The sequence below is a fragment of the Delftia sp. DT-2 genome (assembly GCF_028401915.1).
GTDB classification, from domain to species: Bacteria; Pseudomonadota; Gammaproteobacteria; order Burkholderiales; family Burkholderiaceae_C; genus Comamonas; species Comamonas tsuruhatensis.
In genome coordinates, this window is the sequence record NZ_JAQOTI010000002.1 from 32,136 (window position 1) to 53,492 (window position 21,357).

At 67.8% G+C, this 21,357-nt stretch carries 20 protein-coding genes; 5 read left to right on the forward strand and 15 right to left on the reverse strand.

All coding sequences use genetic code 11. The annotated features are described in order from the left end of the window. Positions 1 to 69 precede the first annotated feature (69 nt). Positions 70 to 1,017 (forward strand): MurR/RpiR family transcriptional regulator, encoded by a 948-nt coding sequence (locus tag PO605_RS02685; protein ID WP_047326181.1) that lies wholly within the window; start codon positions 70 to 72, stop codon positions 1,015 to 1,017. Here the strand turns inward: PO605_RS02685 and PO605_RS02690 are convergent. From PO605_RS02690 to PO605_RS02725, 8 genes are all read right to left on the reverse strand, one after another. After that, positions 1,010 to 3,424, reverse strand: coding sequence for a TonB-dependent siderophore receptor (locus tag PO605_RS02690; RefSeq protein WP_272206031.1), 2,415 nt, complete (start codon positions 3,422 to 3,424; stop codon positions 1,010 to 1,012). The genes PO605_RS02685 and PO605_RS02690 overlap by 8 nt on opposite strands. A gap of 360 nt (positions 3,425 to 3,784) precedes the next feature. After that, a complete protein-coding gene (locus PO605_RS02695) occupies positions 3,785 to 4,831 on the reverse strand; it encodes a FecR family protein (protein ID WP_272206032.1) in 1,047 nt (348 codons plus the stop codon). Beyond that, a complete protein-coding gene (locus PO605_RS02700) occupies positions 4,828 to 5,448 on the reverse strand; it encodes an RNA polymerase sigma factor (RefSeq protein WP_272206033.1) in 621 nt (206 codons plus the stop codon). Before PO605_RS02700 ends, PO605_RS02695 begins: the two co-directional genes overlap by 4 nt. A gap of 181 nt (positions 5,449 to 5,629) precedes the next feature. Further along, a complete protein-coding gene (locus PO605_RS02705; protein WP_016450275.1) occupies positions 5,630 to 6,367 on the reverse strand; it encodes an amino acid ABC transporter ATP-binding protein in 738 nt (245 codons plus the stop codon). 25 nt (positions 6,368 to 6,392) lie between these two features. Beyond that, a complete protein-coding gene (locus PO605_RS02710) occupies positions 6,393 to 7,064 on the reverse strand; it encodes an amino acid ABC transporter permease (RefSeq protein ID WP_016450274.1) in 672 nt (223 codons plus the stop codon). Between the two features lies 1 nt (position 7,065). Then, complete coding sequence (locus PO605_RS02715; RefSeq protein ID WP_016450273.1) at positions 7,066 to 7,818, reverse strand: amino acid ABC transporter permease; 753 nt, start codon at positions 7,816 to 7,818, stop codon at positions 7,066 to 7,068. Between the two features lie 113 nt (positions 7,819 to 7,931). Further along, the gene (locus tag PO605_RS02720) at positions 7,932 to 8,831 is read right to left on the reverse strand and encodes a transporter substrate-binding domain-containing protein (protein ID WP_016450272.1); all 900 of its coding nucleotides are present in this window, start codon (positions 8,829 to 8,831) and stop codon (positions 7,932 to 7,934) included. Positions 8,832 to 9,272: 441 nt separating this feature from the next. Further along, positions 9,273 to 10,208: a LysR substrate-binding domain-containing protein gene (locus tag PO605_RS02725; RefSeq protein ID WP_016450271.1), complete on the reverse strand. Its 936-nt coding sequence runs from the start codon at positions 10,206 to 10,208 to the stop codon at positions 9,273 to 9,275. Positions 10,209 to 10,549: 341 nt separating this feature from the next. Here PO605_RS02725 and PO605_RS02730 point away from each other — a divergent pair, with 341 nt between their 5' ends. The 3 genes from PO605_RS02730 to PO605_RS02740 are packed head-to-tail and all read left to right on the forward strand — an operon-like array spanning position 10,550 to position 13,460. Next, entirely contained in the window at positions 10,550 to 11,089 is a 540-nt protein-coding gene (locus tag PO605_RS02730) for a TRAP transporter small permease (RefSeq protein ID WP_016450270.1), read from the forward strand. Beyond that, positions 11,086 to 12,384 carry a TRAP transporter large permease gene (locus tag PO605_RS02735; protein WP_016451794.1) on the forward strand — a complete coding sequence of 433 codons (1,299 nt, stop codon included), beginning with the start codon at positions 11,086 to 11,088 and terminating at the stop codon, positions 12,382 to 12,384. The genes PO605_RS02730 and PO605_RS02735 overlap by 4 nt, the downstream gene beginning before the upstream one ends. A gap of 32 nt (positions 12,385 to 12,416) precedes the next feature. Beyond that, a complete protein-coding gene (locus PO605_RS02740; protein ID WP_016451795.1) occupies positions 12,417 to 13,460 on the forward strand; it encodes a DctP family TRAP transporter solute-binding subunit in 1,044 nt (347 codons plus the stop codon). 158 nt (positions 13,461 to 13,618) lie between these two features. Here PO605_RS02740 and PO605_RS02745 read toward each other — a convergent pair whose 3' ends face one another. After that, a complete protein-coding gene (locus PO605_RS02745) occupies positions 13,619 to 14,275 on the reverse strand; it encodes a TetR/AcrR family transcriptional regulator (protein ID WP_272206034.1) in 657 nt (218 codons plus the stop codon). A gap of 116 nt (positions 14,276 to 14,391) precedes the next feature. Between PO605_RS02745 and PO605_RS02750 the strand changes: the two genes are divergently transcribed. Further along, positions 14,392 to 14,823 (forward strand): hypothetical protein, encoded by a 432-nt coding sequence (locus PO605_RS02750; protein WP_231574448.1) that lies wholly within the window; start codon positions 14,392 to 14,394, stop codon positions 14,821 to 14,823. A 16-nt stretch (positions 14,824 to 14,839) separates the two neighbouring features. Here PO605_RS02750 and PO605_RS02755 read toward each other — a convergent pair whose 3' ends face one another. From PO605_RS02755 to PO605_RS02780, 6 genes are all read right to left on the reverse strand, one after another. After that, on the reverse strand, positions 14,840 to 15,787 hold the full coding sequence (locus PO605_RS02755; RefSeq protein WP_016451798.1) for a 2-hydroxyacid dehydrogenase: 948 nt from the start codon (positions 15,785 to 15,787) through the stop codon (positions 14,840 to 14,842). A gap of 78 nt (positions 15,788 to 15,865) precedes the next feature. Next, positions 15,866 to 16,828 (reverse strand): PDR/VanB family oxidoreductase, encoded by a 963-nt coding sequence (locus tag PO605_RS02760; RefSeq protein WP_047472585.1) that lies wholly within the window; start codon positions 16,826 to 16,828, stop codon positions 15,866 to 15,868. Between the two features lie 36 nt (positions 16,829 to 16,864). Next, positions 16,865 to 17,953: an aromatic ring-hydroxylating dioxygenase subunit alpha gene (locus tag PO605_RS02765; RefSeq protein ID WP_272206035.1), complete on the reverse strand. Its 1,089-nt coding sequence runs from the start codon at positions 17,951 to 17,953 to the stop codon at positions 16,865 to 16,867. 30 nt (positions 17,954 to 17,983) lie between these two features. Continuing rightward, positions 17,984 to 19,336, reverse strand: a complete 1,353-nt coding sequence (locus PO605_RS02770) for an MFS transporter (protein WP_334313799.1) — start codon at positions 19,334 to 19,336, stop codon at positions 17,984 to 17,986. 254 nt (positions 19,337 to 19,590) lie between these two features. Continuing rightward, positions 19,591 to 20,064 (reverse strand): MarR family winged helix-turn-helix transcriptional regulator, encoded by a 474-nt coding sequence (locus PO605_RS02775; protein WP_016446419.1) that lies wholly within the window; start codon positions 20,062 to 20,064, stop codon positions 19,591 to 19,593. Positions 20,065 to 20,160: 96 nt separating this feature from the next. Further along, positions 20,161 to 21,252: an aromatic ring-hydroxylating oxygenase subunit alpha gene (locus PO605_RS02780; RefSeq protein ID WP_047472851.1), complete on the reverse strand. Its 1,092-nt coding sequence runs from the start codon at positions 21,250 to 21,252 to the stop codon at positions 20,161 to 20,163. Between the last annotated feature and the right edge of the window lie 105 nt (positions 21,253 to 21,357).

A 21,357-nucleotide genomic window follows, 5' to 3' on the forward strand; every position in this document is an offset into this window, starting at 1 on the left:
CTCCAGAGTGCATGCAGTGTTGCACGCGACCCCCTATTTTGCAACACACGTTGCATATACAAGAAAAACATGAAATCACCATTGCAAAAAGCCGCGCTGCTGCTGCCGCAGCGCCTGGCGCAGCAGGGCGCGGAACTGACGGCCAGCGAGCAGACGCTGGCCCAGACCCTGGGCAGCGACTATCCGCATGCGCTGCTGGAATCGGCCACCGCCCTGGCAGCGCGCACAGGCACCAGCGCCTCGACCGTGGTGCGCCTGTTCGCCAAGCTCGGCTATGCCAGCTATGCCGAGGCCCAGCGCGAGGCGCGCGGCGAGGTGACGGCGCTGCTGCAGACGGCTGCCCAGCGCGCGCCCGTGCTGCTGGGCGCGCAGCGCAGCCTGAGCGAGTGCGTGGACGATGCACTGCTGCACGACCAGCACAACATCCAGTCCACGCGCGAGGGGCTGGACATGGCGGCCTTCGAGGCCATGGCCCGGCAGCTCGCGCAGGACGAGGGCCGGGTATTCGTGCTGGCCCAGCTCAACAGCTCGCCGGTCTCCGCCTGGCTGGCCCTGCACCTGAACATGTGCCGCCCCGGCGTGCAGCAGCTGGATGCAGGCGCCATCGCCCCGGCCGACCAGCTGCTGTGGGTAGGCCCCACCGACACGCTGCTGGCCTTCAGCGTGAGCCAGTATTCACGCGGCACCTACGAGGTGGCGCAGCGATTTTCGGAAGCCGGCGCCCGGGTGCTGGCCATCACCGACAGCCCCACGGCCCCCCTGGCCACCGTGGCCCACCACTGGCTGCAGGTGCGCACGGCCAATGCCTCGCCCTTTCACTCCTACACGGCAGCCTTCTACCTGTGCAATGCCCTGGTCTCGGCCGTGGCCCAGTTGCGCCATGCCGATGTGTCCGAGGCGCTTGCCCGGCGCGACGCGCTGTGGAGGGAGTTCAACCACCAGCTGATCAGGACGCCCGAGCCGCGCGGGCCGGCTCGCGCCGCGCGCAAGCCCACCGCGCGCAGGTCTTCTACATAGACCAGTAGTACTTGAAGCTCAGCGTGGCCTCGCGATCCACGCCGCGGAAGATGCCTGCGAAGTACCTGCGGTTGAACAGGTTGTTGATGTTCAGCGCGATGCGGTACTGCGGCGTCTCGTAGGCCAGCGCCAGGTCGGCCAGCGTGGCGGAGTCGTTGATGTTCAGCGTGCCGTCCGCCGCCACGTTGTAGGGAGAGCGACCCTTGTAGCGCAGGCCGCCGGCCACCATCAGGCCCGGCACCGCGCGCGGGCGGTAGTCCAGCCACAGGCTGGCCATGTGGCGTGTGGTCTGTATGGTCTGGCGGCCGATTTCGGCGGGCCGGTTGCTCTGCGTGGTGCGCGGGTCCAGGTAGGTGTAGCTGGCCAGCGCGTTCAGCTCGCGCGTGAGCGCGAAGCGGCCTTCCAGCTCCAGCCCCGTGGAGCGCACCTCGCCCGTCTGGATGCTGAAGCGCGGGTGGTCGGGGTCCAGCGTGGTGACGTTGGTCTGGCGCAGGTCGAAGACCGAGGCCGTGATCAGCGAGGTGCTTCCCGGAGGCTGGTACTTCACGCCCGCCTCGTACTGCTTGCCGCGCCGGGGCTCGAACGGATTGCCGTCGTACTGCAGGCCCGTGACCGGATCGAAGGAGGTCGCATAGCTCGCATAGGGCGCCCAGCCGCTGTCGAACAGGTAGAGCAGGCCCGCGCTGCCGGTGGTGGCGCTGTCGCTCATGTGCGGCTGGGTGCTGCTGTTCTGCGTGGTGCGCGCCTGGTCATGGCGCAGGCTGAGATTGGCCACCCAGCGGTCCCACTTGAACTGGTTGAGGGTGTAGATGCCGGTCTGGCGCAGGTCCGTGCGGCTGTCCTCCAGCTCTGGATAGGCGATGGACTGGCCATAGGCAGGGTCGAGCATGTCCAGGTCGGGCACATCCCAGCCAAAGCCCAGGCCGCCGCGCTCCCTGTACTTCACATGGTCCATGCCAAAGGCCAGCCGGTGCTGCAGCCCGCCCCATCGCAGGTCCTTGTGCAGGCGGGTGTCCAGCGCCAGCGTGCGGCCCTTGGTGCGCTGGGCCAGGCTGGCGCGCGAGACGCTTCGGCCGTCGGCCAGCACGTCCATGGCGTAGATATGGCGGTAATCGATGTCGATGGTGGAGTAGCGCAGGTTCTGCGTGAGCTGCCAGCCGCTGTCGGTCTGGTGCGAGAACTCGTAGCCCAGCGATCGCGTGTCGCGGTCGAAGCGGTCGAAGGACGGGTCGCCGGCGGTCAGGTGCGCAGGCAGGTCCTTGATCTGCGGGTAGGTGAACAGGCTGGGCCACCAGGACTTGGGCGTGCCGCGCTCGCGCGAGTAGCTGCCCAACACGGTCAGGTGGGTGCGGCCGGAGAGGTTCCAGCGCAGCGAGGGCGCGATGGAGATGCGGTCATCGCGCGAGCCCACGGTGCGTCCGTCGCTGTCACGCGCCTTGAGGTTGAGCCGGTACAGCAGGTCGCCCGAGGCATCCAGCGCGCCGCCCAGATCGGCCGTGGCCTGGGCGCGCTGGTAGCGGCCATAGGACAGGCCCACGCTGTTCACATGGTCGGCCTCGGGTTTCTTGGAGACCACGTTGATCACGCCGCCCGGCCGCCCCTGGCCAAAGAGCACGGAGGCCGGGCCCTTGATGACCTCGATGCTGTCCAGCTCGTCGATCTCGTCGTTCCACGAACCATAGGTGCCGGCCGAGAACTGCCGCAGCCCGTCCTTGTAGTAGGAGCTGCCATCGCTGAAACCCCGGATGATGGCGCCCGTCATGCGCAGGTCCGCGCCCGTGACTTCGGTGGACACGCCGGCCGTGTACGACAGGGCCTGCTCGATGCTCTTGGGCGCCTGGTTCTGCAGCTGCTCCTGGGTGACGATGGAGATGGAGCGCGGCGTCTCGATCAGCGGCGTGTCCAGCTTGGTGCTGGCGCTCCTGCCGCTGCCCACGTAGCTGCCCGGCGCGGCCATGCGCTGCGAGGTCACGTTGACCGTGGACAGCGTGGTGCCCGCCGACGCCTGCGGCGCAGGCTCAGGCGCAGGCGCCTTTCGCAGCGTGAACGTGCCCTGCTCGGTGCTGTGCGCGGTCACGCCGGTGCCGGCCAACAGCCGGTCCATGGCCTCCTGCGGCGTGAAGCTGCCCCGGAGGGCCGGCGCCTGGCGGCCGCCCAGCACGGCTTCGTCGTACAGCACCTGGAACTGGGTCTGGCGGCCAAAGGCGCGCAGCGCGTTGATCAGCGGCTGGGCCGGCTGGTCAAAGGCCAGCCGCTGTCCGGATGACGGCATCGGTGAAGAGGCGGCCGGCTGCTGAAGCTGTTGCGCACGGGCGGACGGCGCGGCGCCCATGCCGGCCACGGCACCGGCCACCAGCCACGCCAGCAGGCGCGGACTGGCCTGCGGGCCGGCGCCCTGCTCCTTCATGTTCCTGCGTCGGGCATGTGTGCCCCTGCCTGCGAATTCCCTGCCTGCTGCTTCTTGCGCTCTCATTGCCACTCCGTTGCTGTGCCGTTGCACGGGCACGCGACGGGCAGGCCGCAGGCAGCCGTCGCGGGCGATCAGGAACCGCGTCGGACAAGCCATGCCAGCCCACCCGCGCATGCGCGTCAGGTGTTGCGGCCGTTGGCTGGGGCGTGAGGGACGAGCGCCCTCGGTGGTCCTTGGCTGGCAGCCGTGCGGGCCTGGAAAATCCACGCCCCTGCCCCTATAGAAGCCAAAACCGGTGCAAAGCTGGAACCTGGGGTTGGCCACCAATTTGAAACAAATTGTTTCACGTCCTTCGATTCATCCCCGCACGATCAGCCAACCTCCGCCGTTGCGCGGCTGCACGCGCACCGCAATCAAGGCCGGCAGCGCGCGCACAAAGCGCTCGGGCGCGGCCGTGGCCAGCAGGCCCGAGACACGCAGGCGGCCCAGCGACTCGTCGCCCAGCTCCACGGGCGCACCCAGATAGCGCGACAGCTCCTGCGCCACCTCCGCCAGCGGCGTGCCGCTGAAGCGCACCTGGCCCGTGCGCCAGTCGCCCACGCTGTCCGCATCGGCCACCACGGTGCTGTGCCGGCCGGCGCCGTCCACAGCCACGCCCGCGCCTGCCGCCAGCAGCAGGACATCGCCACCGGCCCGGTCACGCTCGGGCCGCAGCTGCACCTTGCCCTCCAGCACCTTCACCACCAGCCGCGGCGGCCCGGCGCGCACATTGAACGCGGTGCCCACCACCCGGACGCGGCTGGCGCCGGAGTCCACGGTGAAGGGCCTGTCCGGGCCGGGCGTGACCTCGAAGAAGGCCTCGCCCCGATCCAGCACCACCTCGCGGCGGCGCGGGTAGTAGCGCACCTGGAGTTCGCTGTCCACGTTGAGGGCCACGCGCGAGCCATCGGGCAGCTCGATGCTCTGCGTCTGCCCGGGCGCCGTGCGGGCCTGCAGCGTATAGCCTGGCGTGTGGTCCCAGCGGTACCAGCCACCCCCGGCCAGCAGCGAGACCACCGCCAGCACGGACAGGGCCGCCGCAGGGCGGCCGGGCCAGCGGGCAAGAACGCGCTGGCGCGGCGGCGCGGCCGCTGGTGCAGCGCAGACGGCAGGCGCGGCGGGCGGCACCGCTGCGCCGAACTCATCGGGAAACAATTCCCTGAGCTGTGGCGCGCCATGCCAGTGGCGCGACATGCCTTCGAAGATGCTGCGGTGCAGCGGGTGGGCGCCCAGCCACGCATCCAGCGCGCGCTCATCGGCGCCCGTCCAGTCCGGCTGCTGGCGGCGCACGAACCAGTCGGCCGCCCTGTCATGCAGCCCCACCAGCTCCTGCGGCGAAACGCCCGGGGGAAGTTCGTTGCTCATCGTGTGTTCTCTGCGGCGCCCGGCCGCTGCTCGTCTGCGCGCAGCAGGGCACGCATTTGCTCGGCGCTGGCGTAGCGTACGCGGATCTCGCAATAGGACAGTGCCCGGCTCAGGTGGCGCGAGACCATGCGCACGGTGATGTCCATGCGCTCGGCCGTCTGCTCCAGCGTCAGTTCCTGCACGCGGTGCAGCACGAAGGCCTGGCGCTGGCGCTCGGGCAGCTCGTTCAGGGCATCGCGCAGCCGGGCCAGGCGCTGGCGGCGCTCATCGTCCAGCGCATGGTCGGCTCCGTCGCGGGCCGGCAGGGCCTCGACCTCGTCGCAGCAATCCTCCACGGACACCAGCCGCACACCGGCCTGCTGCGGCGCCGTGCGGTGCGCGAAGGCCGCCACGCTGCGCACGACCTGATGCAGATAGGGCCGCTCTTCGTCCACAGGCAGGCGCTTGTCGGCCGACAGCATGCGCACGAAGACTTCCTGGGAGGCATCCTCGATATCGGCCGGGCTCTTGAAGTACCGCGCCAGCATGCGCTGCAGCGGCTTGCGCCAGCGGGTGTAGAGACTGCGGGAATGGCCACCGGGCTCTCCCGGGGCGTCGTCGCGCTTCATGGCAGGCATGGCACGGCGGATGTGGAAATTGTCCGGTGGCGGGGAAATGGGGGCGGGATCTGGAGCACGGTGCAAACAGCTGAGCCGGCGATTGTATCGAGAACGATTCTCATCATCGTCTCGCCGCGGCCACAAAAAAGGGGCGCCGAAGCGCCCCCTTGATTGTCGTGCCCGCAAGGGCCGCACCGGTTCAGTGCTGCAGGATCTTGTTGAGGAATTCCTTGGTCCGGGGCTGGCGCGCTTCCGGGTTGCCGAAGAATTCGTCCTTGGAGCAGTCCTCCAGGATCTTGCCGCCCACGTCCATGAAGATCACGCGGCTGGCCACCTTGCGCGCAAAGCCCATTTCGTGGGTCACGCACATCATGGTCATGCCTTCGTTGGCCAGGCCAATCATCACGTCCAGCACTTCGCCGACCATTTCGGGGTCCAGCGCGGAGGTGGGTTCGTCGAACAGCATCACGATGGGGTCCATGGACAGCGCGCGCGCAATGGCCACGCGCTGCTGCTGGCCGCCCGACAGCTGGCCCGGGAACTTGTCCTTGTGCGCCGTCAGGCCCACGCGGTCCAGCATCTTGAGGCCGCGCTTCCTGGCGTCGTCCGCGCTGCGGCCCAGCACCTTGACCTGGGCGATCGTCAGGTTCTCGGTCACCGACAGGTGCGGGAACAGCTCGAAGTGCTGGAACACCATGCCCACGCGGCTGCGCAGCTTGGGCAGGTTGGTCTTGGGATCGTGCACGGCCACGCCGTCCACGAAGATCTCGCCCTTCTGGAAGGGCTCCAGCGCGTTGATGGTCTTGATCAGCGTGGACTTGCCCGAGCCCGACGGGCCGCAGACCACCACGACCTCACCCTTCTGGATGTTGGTGGAGCAGTCGGTCAGCACTTGAAAGCTGCCGTACCACTTGGAAACGTTCTTGAGTTCAATCATTGCAATTCCTCAATGGGGTGCTGGCTCATCGAATGATGGCAATTTTCTTGTGCAGGCGCTTCACTGCCCAGGACAGCGAATAGCACAGCACGAAGTAGGTCACGCCAGCGGCCAGATAGGATTCGATGGGACGGCCGTAGTTCTTGCCGGCCACTTCGAAGCCCTTGAGCATGTCGTAGGCACCGATGGCGTAGACCAGCGAGGTGTCCTGGAACAGGATGATGGTCTGCGTCAGCAGCACGGGCAGCATGTTGCGGAAGGCCTGGGGCAGCACCACGAGGCGCATGTTCTGCCCATAGGTCATGCCCATGGCCTGGCCCGCGAAGACCTGGCCGCGCGGGATGGACTGGATGCCCGCGCGCATGATCTCGCTGAAGTAGGCCGCCTCGAAGGCGATGAAGGTGATGATGGCCGAGACCTCGGCGCCGATGGGCCGCCCGATGATCAGCGGCATCAGCAGGAAGAACCACAGGATCACCATCACCAGCGGCACGGAGCGCATGCCGTTGACGTAGAGCGTGGCGGGCACATCGAGCCATTTCTTGCCCGACAGGCGCATCAGCGCCAGCAGCGTGCCGAAGAGCACACCGCCGATGGTGGCGATGACGGTCAGCGTCAGGCTGAAGTACAGGCCCTTCAGCACGAAGTTGCTGAACAGGTCCCAGGTGAAGAACGACCAGTCGATTTGCAGGTTCATGTCAGTGTCCTCCGCCGCTGGCAGCGATCAGGCCCGGGACGCGCGAGCGCTTCTCGATGAAGGCCATGATGCGGTTGATGGCAAAGGCGGAGACCACATACAGGCCGGTGACGGCCAGGTAGATCTCGATGCCGCGCGAAGTCTCTTCCTGCGCCTGCATGGCGAACATGGTCAGTTCGGCCACGGACACGGCAAACGCCACGGACGAGTTCTTGAACACGTTCATGGTCTCGCTGGTCAGCGGCGGAATGATGATGCGAAACGCCATGGGCAGCAGCACGTAGCGGTAGTACTGGAACGTGGTGAAACCCAGCGCCATGCCCGCATAGCGCTGGCCGCGCGGCAGCGCCTGGATGCCGGAACGCACCTGCTCGGCGATACGGGCCGAGGTGAAGAAGCCCAGCGCCAGCACCACGAGCACGAAGCCCGGCAGGGACTTCAGCGCGGGGAAGATGGACGGCACCACGTGGTACCACATGAAGATGTGGACCAGCAGCGGAATATTGCGGAACAGTTCGACCCAGGCATTGCCCAGCCGCACGATCCACGGCCGGTCGGGCAGCGTGCGCAGCGTGCCGATCAGCGAGCCGACGATCAATGCGATCAACAGCGACAGCAGCGACACGGAAATGGTCCAGCCCCAGGCCGACAGCATCCAGTCGAGGTAGGTGATGTCGCCGTTCTTGCCGAAGCAGCTTTGACCGACCTCTTGGGTAATGGTGTCCTGGCAGAACACCTGCCAATCCCAACTCATAGGAGCACCTCTTTATTCAGATTCTTGAAAAATGCACTACCGGCAAAAACGGCGCCGCAACAAAAAACGCCCCTTCCAACCGCATGGCAGAAGGGGCGGCATTCAGCTGGTGCTTACTTGACTTCGTACGACTCCATGGGCTTGTCGTTGGGGTTGGCCCATGCGTCCTTGGTGGCGTCGGACAGCGGCAGGCCGACCTTCACGTTGGCCGGGGGAATCGGCTGCATGAACCACTTGTCATAGAGCTTGGCCAGGGAGCCGTCGGCGATCTGGCGCTTGATGGAGTCGTCCACGGCCTTCTTGAAGGCGGGGTCGTCCTTGCGCAGCATGCAGGCGATGGGCTCGACCGACAGGGTTTCGCCGACGATCTTGTAGTCGGCAGGTGCCTTGGACTTGGAGATGTTGGCGGCCAGGATGGAGCCGTCCATGATGAAGGCGTCGGCACGGCCGGTTTCCAGCATCAGGAAGCTGTCGGCGTGGTCCTTGCCCATGACTTCCTTGAAGGTCAGGCCGTCGGCGCGCTTGTTCTTGCGCAGGGTCTGCACCGAGGTGGTGCCCGTCGTCGTGACGATGGTCTTGCCGTTCAGGTCCTTGATGCCGGTGATGCCGGAGTTGCCCTTGACGGCGATGCGCACTTCTTCCACATAGGTGGTCACGGCGAAGGCCACATCCTTTTGGCGGGCCTGGCTGTTGGTGGTGGAGCCGCACTCGATGTCCACGGTGCCATTGGTCACCAGGGGGATACGGTTCTGCGAGGTGACGGGCTGGTACTTGATGTCCAGCTTGGCCAGGCCCAGCTGCTTCTGGATGTCGGCCAGCACGCGCTCGCCCATCTCGGTGTGGAAGCCCACGTACTTGCCATTGCCCAGCGTATAGCCCAGGCCGGAGGATTCACGCACGCCCAGCGTCACGGCGCCGGAGGACTTGATCTTGGCCAGGGTGTCGCCAGCCTGCGCAAAAGCGCTGCCTGCAGCCAGGGCGGTCACGGCGATGGCCAACAAATGCTTCTTCATACGGGTCTCCTGAGATGAGAACGAAAACGGTCTTGATGAGAACGGTCGAGTCGCCTTGTGGGCTGGCTCGAACTATCAACGATGTGACACATATTGTGCAATCACGCACGGTGCTGGAGCACCGACACGTGCTAGGGCTTTCCAGCACGTCAGCCAGATTCAGGTAAGCAACTGCCGTGCCATGGCACGCGTTTTTTGCCCGATCCAGCGCGCCTGCGGGCCTGCACACGGCGTGGCTGCTGTGCGCGCACTCTAATGCCAGGCGTGGCAGCACAGCCAATGCCGTTTGCAGAAACCCTTATGCATGCCATGCATAATAGGTGTTTACCCTAGGCATAACCCATGCACCAAGTCGGTCTCTTGACGGGCTTTGCCGTGCACCAGCGTGCAGCAAAAAGGGGCTCGAGAGCCCCTTTGTCTTCATGTGTGCCGCCTGGCGTGTCAGCCGATGGTCTCGCCCTGCTCCAGCAGGAAGTTCCACAGCGCGCCGGCCACGCCCTGGGGCGCATCCTTGCTGGTGGGTTTTTCGCGGTAGGCACGCACTTCCATGTCCATGCGGAAACCGTCGTCACCGGCAGGTGCCGCGCTGACCAGGCGGCCGGCCTCCAGCTCGTTGCGCACGGCGCTGAATGGCAAAAAGGCCACGCCATGGCCTTCCAGCGCCATGGCCTTGAGGCCTTCGGCCATGTCGGTCTCGTAGACGCGCTCCAGGTGCACGGCCTCGGCCGCTTCCTTGAGGATGAGTTCCGTCACGCGGCCCAGGTAGGCGCCCGGCGCATAGCCCAGGTAGGGCAGCGGCTGGCCCTGGCGGCCCGGCAGCTGGTGCAGCGGCAGGCCGTCGGCGTCGGGCCTGGCGTAGGGGGCGAGCACCTCATGGCCCAGGCTGACCATCTCGTAGCGCGCCGGGTCAAGCTGGAAGGGCTGGGACGGATGGAAGTAGGCGATCAGCAGGTCGCAGCCGCCCTCGACCAGGCGCATCACGGCGTCGTGCACGTTGAGCGCGAACAGCCGGCTGCGGAACGGCCCGAACTTGGCCTGCACGCTGGAGACCCAGTTCGGGAAGAAGGTGAAGGCCAGCGTGTGCGGCACGGCAAACCCCACCATGCCCTTGCCCGCGCTGACATGGGCCCGCAGCATGGTGCGCGTGCTCTGCAGCGACTGCAGCATTTCCAGCGCCTGGTCATACATGGTCTTGCCGGCCGGCGTGAGCCGGGTCGGGTAGGAGCTGCGGTCCACAAGGTCGGTGCCGGCCCAGGCCTCCAGTGCCTGGATGCGGCGCGAGAACGCAGGTTGCGTCACATGCCGCAGTTGGGCGGAGCGGCTGAAACTGCGTGTTTCAGCCAGGCTGACGAAATCTTCTAGCCATTTGGTTTCCATGCCCGCCATTATCCGCTGTGATGGAAGGCACCCCCTGAGCGGCTACGCCGCTTCCCCCTCTCTCTCCGGGAGGGGGACGACACCCTCGGTGCGGGGCGGCGCGGCCGGCGTAGGCCCTTCCTCGGTGCCTCCACGCCGGGCATGCCCGTATCATCGTCCCGCATGGGCCGCCACACTGAGGAAACCGCCATCTGATGCGGCGCTCGTATGCGCACATAATGGCGCTGCGCCGCATTTACCCAATGTGACATTTTTTCCTCACGGCCCCCGGCACACGACGCCGAGGAAGCTCAGTGACTGCATCTGCCCCGCCATGTGTAATTTTCTGACTCCCCGCGTCCATGTCATCCCCTCCCACCGAAAACGGCGCCGCTGAGACGCCTTCCCAGCCGGACGAGCCGCGTTCGCTGCGCATCGAGGACTGGCTCACCGTGGTCATCATGGCCCTGCTGGCCCTGATCACCTTCGCCAATGTGCTGGTGCGCTACTTCACCTCCTCGTCCTTCGCGTGGACCGAGGAAATCTCGGTCTTCCTGATGATCCTGCTGGCCATGGTCGCGGGCTCGGCGGCCGTGGCGCGCAACGCCCACATCCGCATCGAATACTTCGCCGAAGGCGGCAGCGCCCTGCGCAGGAAGCGCCTGGCGCGCTTCGGCACGCTGATGGTGGCCCTGCTGTTCGCGGTGATCGCCGCACTGAGCGTGCGCGTGGTCTGGGACGACTACCGTTTCGAGGAAACCTCGCCCGGCATCGGCGTGCCGCAGTGGTGGTATTCGATGTGGCTGCCCATCTGCTCGGCGCTGATCACGCTGCGCGCGCTGCAACTGTTCCTGCGCCAGGGGCGCCCCGGCGCATTCGTGGACGAGGAGAAGGCGCCATGATCGCGACCCTGCTCTTCATCGCCTTCCTGGGCCTGATGCTCCTGGGCGTGCCCATCGGCGCGGCCCTGGGCCTGGCAGGTGCGGCCGCCATCGCGCTGGCCAGCCCCGACACGCAGTGGTTCGGCCTGCTGGCAGTGCCGCAGAACTTCTATGCCGGCCTGGGCAAGTACCCGCTGCTGGCGATTCCGATGTTCGTGCTCGTGGGCTCGATCTTCGACCGCTCGGGCGTGGCGCTGCGCCTGGTGAACTTCGCCGTGGCCATCGTGGGCCGCGGCCCCGGCATGCTGCCCCTGGTGGCGATTGCCGTGGCCATGTTCCTGGGCGGCATCTCGGGCTCGGGCCCGGCCAATGCCGCTGCCGTGGGCGGCGTGATGATCGCGGCCATGAGCCGCGCCGGCTATCCCGGCAGCTTCTCGGCCAGCGTGGTGGGCGCGGCTGCGGCCACCGACATCCTGATCCCGCCGTCCGTGGCCTTCATCATCTACTCGGTGCTGGTGCCCGGCGCCTCGGTGCCGGCGCTGTTTGCGGCCGGCATGATCCCCGGCATCCTGGCCGGCGTGGCGCTGATCGTTCCGGCCGTGTGGATGTCGCGCAGGCACAGGATGGGTGCGCTGGAATCGTCCATGCCGCGCCCGCCGTTCTGGCGCAGCCTGCGCGAGGCCTCCTGGGGCCTGGCCGCCCCGGTGCTGATCCTGGGCGGCATGCGCGCCGGCTGGTTCACCCCTACCGAGGCCGCCGTGGTGGCCGTGTTCTACGGCCTGTTCGTGGGCATGGTGATCCACCGCACCATCACGCTGCGCGACCTGTATCCCATCCTGCGCGAGGCCGGCGAGCTGTCGGCCGTGATCCTGCTGGTGGTGTCGCTGGCCGGCATATTCGCGTTCTCGCTGTCCACGCTGGGCGTGATCGATCCGGTGGCCAAGGCCATCGTGGAATCGGGCCTGGGCGAGTACGGCGTGATGGCGCTGCTGATCCTGCTGCTGATCACCGTGGGCATGTTCCTGGACGGCATCTCCATCTTCCTGATCTTCGTGCCGCTGCTGCTGCCGATCATGCAGCACTACCACTGGGACCCGGTGTGGTTCGGCGTCATCCTCACGCTCAAGGTGGCGCTGGGCCAGTTCACGCCGCCGCTGGCCGTGAACCTGATGGTGTCCTGCCGCATCGCGGGCGTGCGCATGGAGTCCACCGTGCGCTGGGTCGGCCCCATGCTGCTGGCCATGTTCCTGGTGATGATCGCCGTGATCGCCTTCCCGCAGCTGGCTCTCTGGCTCCCAGCACGCCTGGGCTACTGATTTCCCAAAAATTCAACAAGGAGACCTTCGCAATGAAACTTCGCACTTTCCTCGCCAGCGGCCTGGCCGCAGCGGCGGCCCTGGCCCTTTCGTCCGCTCCCGCAGTGGCGCAAACACCGGCCAAGTACAAGAGCGAGTACCGCATGTCGCTGGTGCTGGGCACGGCCTTTCCCTGGGGCAAGGGCGGCGAGATCTGGGCCAACAAGGTGCGCGAGCGCACCAACGGCCGCATCAACATCAAGCTCTACCCAGGCGTGTCCCTGATCCAGGGCGACCAGACGCGCGAATTCAGCGCGCTGCGCCAGGGCGTGATCGACATGGCCGTGGGCTCCACGCTGAACTGGTCGCCCCAGATCAAGGAGCTGAACCTGTTCGCCCTGCCCTTCCTGATGCCCGACTACGCGGCCGCCGACGCGCTCACGCATGGCGAGCCCGGCAAGCGCCTGTTCCAGCGCCTGGACAAGGCCGGCGTGGTGCCGCTGGCCTGGGGCGAGAACGGCTACCGCGAGATCAGCAACTCCAAGCACGCCATCAAGACCCCTGCCGACCTCAAGGGCCTGAAGATCCGCGTCGTGGGCTCGCCGCTGTTCCTGGACACCTTCACCGCGCTGGGCGCCAACCCCACGCAGATGAGCTGGGCCGATGCCCAGCCCGCCATGGCCAGCGGCGCCGTGGACGGCCAGGAAAACCCCGTCTCGGTCTACATGGCCGCCAAGCTGCAGTCTGTGGGCCAGAAGCATCTGACGCTGTGGGGCTACATCAACGATCCGCTGATCTTCGTGGTCAACAAGGACATCTGGGCCACCTGGACCAAGGAAGACCAGGACATCGTGCGCCAGGCCGCCGTGGACGCGGCCAAGGAGCAGGTCGTGATCGCGCGCAAGGGCATGATCGAGGCCGACAAGCCCCTGCTCAAGGACCTGGCCGCCAACGGCGTGACCGTGACCCAGCTCACGCCGGCCGAGCGCGAAGCCTTCGTCAAGGCCACGCGCCCCGTCTACGACAAGTGGAAGCAGCAGGTCGGCGCCGACCTGGTGGATGTGGCGGAGAAAGCCATTGCCGCGCGAACTCGTTAGAATGCTATCGGTTGATCGCACACTCCGGTAGAAGCAAAAGGCCCCGCTCTGCGGGGCCTTTTTTTTTCGCCATCCTGCTGCGCAGGAACAGCCCGGGCCTCCGGCACGCCATCAACGAACGCCATGCCCCATGATGGCCTCGGCGAATGGAACAGCCTCTATGAGGCAGCAGCGCCGGCGCCCTGCACGCCACCCAGCAACATGTCTGTCCCCATCTCGCACAGCAGCTCCTCCAGTGCACCCGAGGCGATCAGCGGCGAGGCCTCCAGCGAGGCGAAGCGCACCGTGCCCAGCACGGCCCGCGTGGCCACGTAAAGGCGCGCATAGGACAGCGAGGGGCCGCCCCAGCGCTGCAGGTGGGCGGCCATGCGCTCGGCGGTCTCGCGCATGGACAGGGCAATGCGCTCGTCACCATCCTGGCGCCAGGCAAAGCGCGCCAGCTTGCGCCGCGCAGGCGTGCGGCCCGCAAAGCCCTCGACGATGCAGGCGACCACGCCGCGCGCCACGGCCTCGCGCGGCAGGCGCTGTTCCGACGCCTGCTCCAGCCAGGTCTCGATGGCCGCGACGGCCGCAAGGCGCTGGCCATCGACCATGGCGCGCAAGACGACCTGCTTGTCGGGGAAGTACTGGTAGAGCGTGCCGATGGAGACGCCTGCGCGCTCGGCAATGCGATTGGTGGTGAGCGCGGCTTCGCCCTCCTTGACCAGAATCTGAGCTGCTGCCTGAAGAATGGCCTCCAGCGTGCGCTGCGCACGGGCCTGCACGGGCTGTCTTCTTCTCTGGGATTCAGTGGTAGCGGAGGTATGGGAGGGCATGCGGCAAAACCTGAGCACAAGGCGAGTTTTCTGCCCGGAGTTTAAGCACTACAGTGGCCGACCATTGCAGCAAATCCCAAGGAATACACCATGAAGAAGCATCAGCACACCGGCGCGTGGGAAGCCCTGCCGTGAAGGGCGTGCAACTGCTGGCCCTGGCCGCCGCCCTGTTCGACACGGCGGCCGCGCTGGCCCACTTCGCCTGCATCGTTTGGGGGGGACGTGGGCTGCGGCTCATGGGTGCCGGCGAGCGCATGGCGCGCATGGCCGAGGCCGGGCACTGGTATCCGCCGCTGGTGTCGGCGGCCATCGGCGTGGTTCTGTCGCTGCTGGCGGGGTATGCGCTGGCAGGCGCGGGCCTGCTGGGCCCCCTGCCCTTCATGCGCCCGGTGCTGGCCGGGGCCGGCCTGGTGCTGGTGGCGCGGGCCGTGGCCTATCCGTGGTTGAAACCACGCTTTCCGGACAACAGCGACCGCTTCTGGCATGTGTCCTCAGCCATCTGCCTGGTCATGGGACTGCTGCACCTGGCAGCAGCTCTTGGGAGGTAAAGGGCTGAATCCGGCCTCAGGCCGTGACGGGCGAGACCAGCGGGCGGCCTTCCAGGTGGCAGCGCATGTTGGCGATGAAGCGGTCCACCGAGGCCTGCACGGCTTCGGGCGACCAGCCGCCCACATGGGGGGTGAGCACCACGGCGTCCAGGTCCAGCAGTTCGGCTGGGGGCGCGGGTTCGCTTTCGTAGACATCCAGGCCCGCTCCGGCAAGGCGGCCTTCGCGCACGGCGGCGGCCAGGGCGGCGGTATCGACCACGCTGCCGCGCGCGATATTGACCAGATGGCCCTGCGGGCCCAGTGCGTCCAGCACCTGGGCGTTGACGAGATGGCGCGTACCCGGGCCGCCCGGCGTGGCGACCACCAGCACATCGGCCCATTGCGCCAGGGACAGCAGGTCGCCGAAGTAGCGGTGGGGTAGCCCGCTGCGCGGGCTGCGGTTGTGGTAGCCGATTTCCATCTCGAAGCCCAGCGCGCGCTGGGCGATCTTGGCGCCGATGGCGCCCATGCCCAGGATGCCCAGGCGCTTGTGCGAGACATTGGGCGGCAGCGGCATGGCGGTGCGCCAGACGCCGTCGCGCGTGGCGCGGTCCAGGCGCACCAGGCCGCGCACGGAGGCGATCAGCAGGCCCATGGCATGGTCGGCCACGCAGTCGTCATTGGTGCCTGCGCCGTTGCCCACGGCAATGCCGTGGGCCTGCGCATGGGCGACATCGATGTTCTCGTAGCCCGCGCCCAGCGCGCAGACCAGCCTGAGGGCGGGCATGCGCTGCATCTGCGCGGCCGACAGGCCGATGGAGCCTATGGTCAGCACGGCCTGTATGCGCGTGCCGTGCTCGGCGATGGCGGCCTCGCACTGGGCGGCGTCGGGCGCGTAGAGCAGGTCGAAGGAGGGAAAGGCCTGGGCCATCTGGCGCAGATGGGCCTCGGTATTGAAGTTGAGCACGAGCAGGGCAGGTTGCATGGCAGGAAGGCGGCGCCCGCCGCCACAGGGCGGGCCTTGGGGAAAACCTCATTGTGCGCCGGCCGGCCGGATCCAGCGCTACAGGTCCAGCACCAGCCGGGCGGATTTCGCGCGCGAGCAGCAGGGCAGGAACTGGTCGCAGGCGGCCTGCTCGTCGTCGGTCAGGTACATGTCGCGGTGCTCGGGCTCGCCCGAGAGCACACGCGTGAGGCAGGTGCCGCACACGCCCTGCTCGCACGAGGTCTGCACCTCCACGCCGATACCGGCCAGGGCCTGGACCACGGTCTGCTCCGGCGCCACGCGCACCACCTGGCCGGTGCTGGCGATCTCGATCTCGAACCCGGCATCGCCCTCGCGCTGCACGGCCTCGCCTGCAAAGAATTCGTAGTGCAGGCGGTCCTCGCTCCAGCCCGATGCGCGAGCCATGCCCAGGGCCGCGTCCATGAAGCCGCGTGGGCCGCAGACATACAGGTGCAGGCCCGCCTGCGGGGCGCCGAGGAGCTGCGCCATGTCGAGCGCACCCTCGCAATCCACATGCAGGTGCACGCGGTCGGCCCAGGGCATGGACTGCAGCAGGGCCGTGAAGGCCATGCGCTCGCGCGAACGCGCGCAGTAGTGCAGTTCGAAGTCGGCACCCTCGCGCGCCAGCTGGCGCGCCATGGCCAGCACGGGCGTGATGCCTATGCCGCCGGCCAGCAGCAGATGCCGCGCAGGGCCACCCGCATGCAGCGCGAAGTGGTTGCGCGGCGCGCCGATGGCGATCTGCTGGCCTTCCTGCACCTGTTCGTGCACGGCGGCCGAGCCGCCGCGCGAGGCGGCCTCGCGCAGCACGCCGACCACGTAGCGGCCGGTGTCCTGCGGGTCGTTGCACAGCGAGTACTGGCGCACCAGGCCGCCGGGCAGGTGCAGGTCGATGTGCGAGCCGGCCGTGAAGGCGGGCAGGCTCTGGCCGTCCAGCGGCACGAGTTCAAGGCTGCAGATGTCCTGCGCCTCGGCGCATTTGCGCGCGACGCGCACCTGGAGGATGGGGTTGGCTTGCATGGGAAGAAATCGCGGAAAGGGATGGGTTCGGAAAAATCAGGCCGCCGCCAGCGCCCGGGCGCTGGCCTCGCGCAGCCGGCTGATCACGCGGCGCGCGCGGTTGGGGCCGGCGTCCACGTGGATATCGATGACGGGGCGTGCGCCAAAGCGCTGCTGGTTGCGGAACTGGGCCTCGATGACGACCTTGTCCTCCTCGAAGGTGGCAGCCGTCTGGTCGATCACCAGGCGCGTGGTGTCCTGCATGTCGGGATGCGGGTTGGTGGCAATGGTCCAGAAGTAGTGGGCCGAATGCTCGGTCTCCGGCGTCACGCCGTGAAATCCCCGCATGTGAAAGCCCTCGCGCTGCGGATCGTCGAGCCGGCCGCTGCCTGCGTCCATGGCGCCGGTCCAGATGCACACGTGCGAGGGGTGGAACTCCACCTCCTGCCAGCGGTCGATGCGGCCCGCGAACGGCCAGGCCGCCGCATAGGTGGGCGGCGGGTCGGAGTCGGGCATCCAGCGCAGCACGGTGACGCTGTCCCCGTCCTGGCGGACCTGCAGCTCCGCATTCATGTGGATGCCGGCATTGCCGCCAATGGTCTTGAGGTGCACATAGCCCAGGTGGCTGAGGTCCAGCAGGTTGTCGTGGATGAGCTGGTAGGGCGCGTCGTAGTGGTAGACATCGCCGCCGAAGCGGTAGCGCGCATCGCCGTGCACGGGATAGGCGGGCGGCTCCTGCGCGGGCACGGAATCGGGCGTGGCGCCCATCCAGATCCAGAGGATCTGGTCACGCTCGCGCAGGTCGAAGGACTTGACGCAGGCCTTGGGCGGTATGCGCTGCTGGCCCGGAATCTCCAGGCACTGGCCGGCGCGGTCGAACAGCAGGCCGTGGTAGCCGCAGCGCAGGCCCCGCGCCTCCACCGTGCCGCAGGACAGCGGCAGCTCGCGGTGGCAGCAGCGGTCCTCCAGCGCGGCGACGCTGCCATCGGGCGTGCGAAACAGCACGACGGGCCGGCCCAGCAGGGTGCGTGCCAGTGGCGCGTCCTGCAGCTCCCAGGCAAAGCCGGCGACATACCACTGGTCCAGCGGGAAGGCAGGCGTGGAGGCAGGCGTGGAGGCGGGTGCAATGGTGGTGCATTCGGTCATGGGGTTCTCCTTCTTGTCTGCAAGTCGCGCTCAATGCGCCGACAGCGTGCGGCCCGTGGCTGCGGGCCTGCCGGCTTCGGGCCCCTGCAGCCGGTGCAGCGACACGATGCAGGCCGCGAACACGAAGGCCAGGCCATAGCCCACATAGAGCTGGCTGGGCGACCACGCGGCGTCCAGCAGCGAGCCCGCGACCATGGGCGAGACGATGGCGCCGATGCGCCCTATGCCTATGCCCCAGCCCACGCCGGTCACGCGCACCTCGCCGCCATAGACCATGGGCGCGATGGCATAGAGCCCGGCCACGCAGCCGTTGACGAAGACGCCGATCAGGAAGGCCAGCGCATACGACAGCAACAGCGAGCCCGGATTGCTCACGATGAAGCACAGCAGCACGGCCGTGGCCAGCATGAAGCCGGCCAGTGCGCGGTGCACGGGATAGCGCGCCGCCAGCAGGCCCAGCAAGGTGGCGCCCAGGATGCCGCCCAGGCTCAGCAGCACGCCGCCGGTCACGCCCTGCTCGGGCGTGAGGCCCGAGGCGGCCAGCAGCTTGGGCGTCCAGCTCATGACGAAGTAAAAGCCGAACATCACCGCGAAGAACGACAGCCAGACCAGCAGCGTGGGCCGGCGCAGGCCCGGTGCGAACAGCTGCAGCGGGCCCCGCCGCGCCGGCCCCGCCGATGCGGGCGCGGCAGGCGGCAGCGCAGCCAATGCGGGCAGGCCCAGCCGCCCGACCAGGGCGTTGAGCCGCTGCAGCGCGCCGGCCGGGCGCCGCGCCAGCAGGAAGTCCATGGACTCGGGCAGTCGCCACCAGGCCAGGACCAGCACGCCCAGCGTCACGCAGCCGCCGAACAGGAAGACCGCGCGCCAGTCATGGCGCCCCAGCAGCCACACCGCGATGGAGCCGCCAATGCTGGCGCCCAGCGCGTAGCCCGTGGACTGCAGCGTGACGGCCAGGCTGCGCCAGCGCTGCGAGGCGTATTCGCTGGCGATCACGTTGCTGCAGGCCAGGATGCCGCCCACGCCCAGGCCCGTGAGCACGCGCAGCGCCGCCAGCTGCGTGGCGCTTTGGCTGAAGGCCGAGCCCAGCATGCCCACGCCCGAGAGGGCCAGGCACGCCAGGATCAGCGGCCGGCGGCCCAGCCGGTCGGCCCAGGGCGCGATCAGCAGCGATCCGCCCGCCATGCCGAACAGGCCCGCACTGAGCAGAAAGCCCAGCTGGGCGCCGCTGAGCTGCCAGTGCGCCGACACGGCAGAGGCCGTGAACGCCATGACCAGGACGTCGAAGCCGTCGATCATGTTGAGCACCATGCACAGGGCTATGACCGACCACTGGAAGCGCGCCATGGGCCGCTGGTCGACGCTTGCACGCAGGTCGGCGCTCATGGCCGCAGCTCCCGCAACGGGCAGTTGGACGATGCGGCGGCGCAGGGCCGCTGCAGCCATGGGACAGGGGTAGAGGCAGTCATCGTGGGTCTCCTTGGGTTGAAGCTCTGTGGAAGCTTTCTTGTGTTCTCAGCACATCATTACGTATGCTGAATGTGATTCAGTTTACTGAATGAAAATCGGCGCCAGATACCGGGATTTCCCCGGTCAGGCGGGGCCGCGCAGTCTCGGACGCGGCGGCGGCCGGGCCGCTGTCAGTCGGATGAGGAAGCGTCGAGGGCGTCGCGTGCGTCGTGCAACTGCACGAACTTGCGCAGCAGGCGCTTGAACTCGGCCTGCTCCTCGGGCTCCAGCGCGGCCAGCATGCGGTTGTGCAGTTCGTGCACATTCGGCACGAAGCCGCCCAGCATGGCCTCGCCCTCGGCCGTGAGCGTCAGGCGCCGCTGGCGCCGGGGCAGGATCTCGCGCAGCACCCAGCCCTTGGCCTCCAGTCGCGCCGCGATGTCGGCCGTGGTGGAGTTGTCCAGCGCAACCAGCCGCGCCAGCGTCACCTGGTCGATGCCCGGCTTTTCCTGCAGCATGCGCAGGATGGCGTACTGCACGGGCGTCACGTCCGGCCCCAGCACGTCGCGGAACAGCTGCGCCGCGATCTGCTGCGCGCGCCGGATCAGGTGGCCCGGCTGGTCGTAGAGGTCGATGGAAAGCGGATCGGAGGCGGAGTGGACCATCGGTGGCGGCAGGCCTTGCGGCCCTGGGGTTGAAGCCCGCCGAGATTACCCCATCCCCGGCGCCGATCCTGGATGCGCGCCGGGCCATGGCCGGCCTCAGGCCACCGCGGCGGCAGGCTGGGCCGCTGCTGCGGCCACCGCCGCCGCCTGCTGTTCCTGCGCAATCCATTTGTCGATGACCTTGCGCGACTGCACGCCGCCCGCATCGATGTTGAGCTTGAGCAGCTTGCGGTCGGGGTGGGCACTGAGGTTGCGCTGCTGCAGCTCCAGCATCTGCAGGTCTTCGCTGAAGATCTTGTGCTGGCCCTCGCGTATGCGGTCGGTGACTTCGGCATCGCCCGGATTGAAGCGGCGCGCCATGCCCCAGAAGTACCACATGGATTCCTCGGTCTCCGGCGTGATGAAGTCCACCACCATGCTGTAGACCTTGTGCTCGTCGGGCGCGTCGTAGCCGCCGTGGCCTGCGTGGGCCACGCCGACCTCGATCAGCACATGGCTGGGCGGGGTGAAGCGGCAGACCTGCCAACGGTCCACGGGCACATCGTCGGCCAGGCCGTTGCTGCGCAGCGCCATCTTCCAGAACGGGGGCGCGGGAATGTCGTTCATGAAGCGGCTGGTGACCACCTCGACATCGGCGCCCTCGCCGCGCGTCTCGGTCTTGCAGGGCGTCTCGTCGATCTCGGCCTGGCCGATGGAGCTGGCGTGCACATAGGTCTCGTGCGTCAGGTCCATGAGGTTGTCGATCATCAGCCGGTAGTCGGCCTGGATGTGGAACATGCCGCCGCCATAGGCCCATTCGGGGTTGTCGTGCCAGGGCAGCTTCGGGATGAGCGCGGCATCGGCCAGCGCCTTGTCGCCGGGCCAGACCCAGATGAAGCCATGGCGCTCCTCGACGGGATAGCTGCGGATCTCGGGGAAGCCGCGCACGCGCTGGCCCGGCATGGCAATGGTCTTGCCGTCGCAGCCCATCTCCAGCCCGTGGTAGCCGCAGACCAGCTTGCCTTCGCAGACAAAGCCCAGCGACAGGGGCGCGCCGCGGTGCGGGCAGAAATCCTCCACGGCGGCAACGCCGTGCTGCGCGCGGTAGAAGGCGATGCGCTCGCCGCAGATGCGACGGCCCAGCGGCTTGTCCTGGATCTCATCGGACGTGGCGGCCACGTACCAGGTGTTCTTGGGAAATGTGCTCATGGGGGTCTCCTTTATGGGTGGGGTCCGCAGTCCTTGGCGCTGCGGTGGCTGGGGCGCAGGCGGCCGAGGCCGCCGGCGCACATCAAGGGCAGATCAAGCGCAGAT